The following is a 3,001-nucleotide window of genomic DNA, read 5'->3' as shown; positions in this document are numbered from 1 at the left end:
GGCTCGGCGGCCGGCGCAGCGTCCTGACTGCGCACCTGCTCGGCCTCGCGGTCGGCAGCTTCCTGGGCCTCGGCGGAATCGTTGGCGCGCTGTTCCGGGGTGCGCTGATCGGAGAACACCAGCAGCAGATAGCGGCTGCGATTGAGTGCAGCGGTGGGCACGGCGCGGACGATGGCGAAGGGCTGGCCGGAGTCGTGGATCACTTCCTTGACCGTGGCCACCGGGTAACCGGCGGGAAAGCGCTGACCCATGCCGGAGCTGACCAGCAGGTCGCCCTCCTTGATGTCGGCGGTGTCGGCCACGTGGCGCAGTTCCAGACGCTCCGGGTTGCCGGTGCCGACGGCGATGGCGCGCAGGCCGCTGCGGTTGACCTGCACCGGAATGCTGTGGGTGGTGTCGGTGAGCAGCAGCACCCGCGAGGTGTAGGGCATGACCTCCACCACCTGGCCCATCAGGCCGCGGGCGTCGAGCACCGGCTGACCGAGGAACACGCAGCGTTTCTTGTCCGCGTCCACGCAGTCCTTTTCACCCTTGTCGATCAAGATGCGGTGGGTATAGGGATTGGGGTCGACGCCGATCAGCTCGCCGACCAGCACTTCCTCGTCCACCAGCGCCGCCGAGTTGAGCAGCTCGCGCAGGCGCACGTTCTGTTCGGTCAGCGCGGCCAGCTTCTGCAGGCGGCGCTGCAGCAGCAGGGCCTCCGCCTTGAGCTTCTCGTTCTCGGCCATCAGTTCGCTGCGGCTGGAGATCTGCTGGGTGGCGCCGTCCCAGGCGCGTACCGGCAGGTCGCCAAGCTCATAAAGGGGCGTCAGTACCAGGCCCAGCTGACTGCGCAGCGGCTTGAGCGCCTCGAAACGGGCATCGACCACCATCAGCACGGCCGAGAGCACGGCCAGCACCAGCAGGCGGATGCCCAGCGAGGGGCCTTTGGCGAAGAGCGGCTTAATGGCCGACCCCTTGTGCGCCGCGAGGGCGGAAGACGCGCGAGTTCATGCGAAAGACAAATCGATCCGGCAAGGAATGGGGCGAGTGTACTGCAGTGCTTGAACAGGCGCGTGCCGCCCGAAGGCGGCACGGCGGACCCGGCTGGAGCGTCGGATTACTCCGAGGACAGCAGGTCCATGGTGTGGCGATCCATCATCTCCAGCGCCTTGCCGCCGCCACGGGCGACGCAGGTCAGCGGGTCTTCGGCGACTATCACCGGCAGGCCGGTTTCCTGCGACAGCAGCTTGTCCAGGTCGCGCAGCAGCGCACCGCCGCCGGTCAGCACCAGGCCGCGCTCGGCGATGTCCGAGGCCAGCTCGGGCGGCGACTGCTCCAGCGCGCTCTTGACCGCCTGGACGATGGTCGCCAGGGATTCCTGCAGCGCCTCGAGCACTTCGTTGGAATTGAGGGTGAAGCTGCGCGGCACGCCCTCGGCCAGGTTGCGGCCACGCACGTCGACTTCGCGGATTTCGCCGCCCGGGTAGGCGGTACCGATTTCCTGCTTGATCCGCTCGGCGGTGGATTCGCCGATCAGCGAGCCGTAGTTGCGGCGCACGTAGGTGATGATGGCTTCGTCGAAGCGGTCGCCGCCGACCCGTACGGATTCGGCGTAGACCACGCCGTTCAGCGAGATCAGGGCGATTTCGGTGGTGCCGCCGCCGATGTCGACGACCATCGAGCCGCGCGCTTCTTCCACCGGCAGGCCGGCGCCGATGGCCGCGGCCATGGGTTCTTCGATCAGGAATACTTCGCGGGCGCCGGCGCCGAGCGCCGATTCGCGGATGGCGCGGCGCTCGACCTGGGTCGACTTGCACGGCACGCAGATCAGCACGCGCGGCGAGGGCTGCAGGAAGCTGTTCTCGTGCACCTTGTTGATGAAGTACTGCAGCATCTTCTCGCAGACGCTGAAGTCGGCGATCACGCCGTCCTTCATCGGGCGGATGGCGGCGATGTTGCCCGGGGTACGGCCGAGCATGCGCTTGGCCTCGGAACCGACGGCGACGACACTTTTCTGGTTACCGTGGGTACGGATGGCGACCACCGACGGCTCGTTCAGCACGATGCCGCGTTCGCGCACATAAATGAGGGTATTGGCAGTGCCCAGGTCGATCGACAGATCGCTGGAAAACATGCCACGCAGTTTCTTGAACATGGGGAAAGGGACCCTAGGCAACGCGTGGGTAAAGGCAAAGCGCGAAAACGCGCAGGTAAAAAGTGCGGCAAACTCTAACAACGGCAGGGATTTTGAGCAAGGCGGCAATATGGTAGATTGCCTGTTTTTCCGGGCCTTGCAGCCGCACATCGCGGCCTTTGACCGCCGGCTCGCGACATCCGTTCCCTGCGTCAGGCACGCATAGCAAGACCCCGATCACACTTCCACTGGAGAACCCCCGATGGCGCTTGAACGCTCCGAGGTGGAAAAAATCGCCCACCTGGCCCGCCTGGGCCTGAACGAAGGCGATCTTCCGCAAACCACCGCGACCCTGAACAACATCCTCGGCCTGATCGATCAGATGCAGGCGGTCGACACCCAGGGCATCGAGCCCCTGGCCCACCCGCTGGAAGCCACCCAGCGCCTGCGCGCCGACGTGGTCTGCGAGAGCAACCAGCGCGACGCCTACCAGGCCATCGCCCCGGCCGTGGAAAACGGCCTGTACCTCGTGCCGAAAGTCATCGAATAAAGGAAAGGGCCTGACATGCATCAACTGACCCTGGCCGAGATCGCCCGCGCACTCGCCGCCAAAGAATTCTCCGCCGAAGAGCTGAGCCGCAGCCTGCTGGCGCGCATCGCGCAGCTCGATCCGCAGCTCAACAGCTTTATCACCGTCACCAGCGATCTCGCCATCGAGCAGGCCAAGGCCGCCGACGCCCGTCGCGCCGCCGGCGAGAGCGGCGCCCTGCTCGGCGCGCCGATCGCCCACAAGGACCTGTTCTGCACCAAGAACGTGCTGACTTCCTGCGGCTCGAAGATCCTCACCGGCTTCAAGGCGCCCTACGACGCCACCGTGGTGGAAAA

Annotated in this window: 4 protein-coding genes; 2 read left to right on the top strand and 2 right to left on the bottom strand. The window is 66.0% G+C overall.

The genetic code is table 11. From position 1 onward, the window contains the following. Both mreC and mreB read right to left on the bottom strand, forming a co-directional pair. A partial coding sequence (gene mreC / locus N878_RS16525) for a rod shape-determining protein MreC (RefSeq protein WP_021444718.1) occupies positions 1-899 on the bottom strand: 899 nt, incomplete at its 3' end. 200 nt (positions 900-1,099) lie between these two features. Next, the gene (gene mreB, locus N878_RS16520) at positions 1,100-2,137 is read right to left on the bottom strand and encodes a rod shape-determining protein MreB (RefSeq protein WP_031303301.1); all 1,038 of its coding nucleotides are present in this window, start codon (positions 2,135-2,137) and stop codon (positions 1,100-1,102) included. 241 nt (positions 2,138-2,378) lie between these two features. On the opposite strand from mreB, the gene gatC reads away from it, so the two are divergent. Beyond that, positions 2,379-2,666: an Asp-tRNA(Asn)/Glu-tRNA(Gln) amidotransferase subunit GatC gene (gatC, locus tag N878_RS16515; protein ID WP_021444716.1), complete on the top strand. Its 288-nt coding sequence runs from the start codon at positions 2,379-2,381 to the stop codon at positions 2,664-2,666. Positions 2,667-2,681: 15 nt separating this feature from the next. Further along, the coding region (locus N878_RS16510; protein ID WP_021444715.1) for an amidase family protein at positions 2,682-3,001 on the top strand (320 nt) is incomplete at its 3' end.

Origin of the sequence: Pseudomonas sp. EGD-AK9, from assembly GCF_000465935.2 — a bacterium.
Lineage (GTDB): Bacteria > Pseudomonadota > Gammaproteobacteria > Pseudomonadales > Pseudomonadaceae > Aquipseudomonas.
Note: the sequence above shows the minus strand (reverse complement) of the source record. Positions and strands in the feature narration are given on the sequence as shown.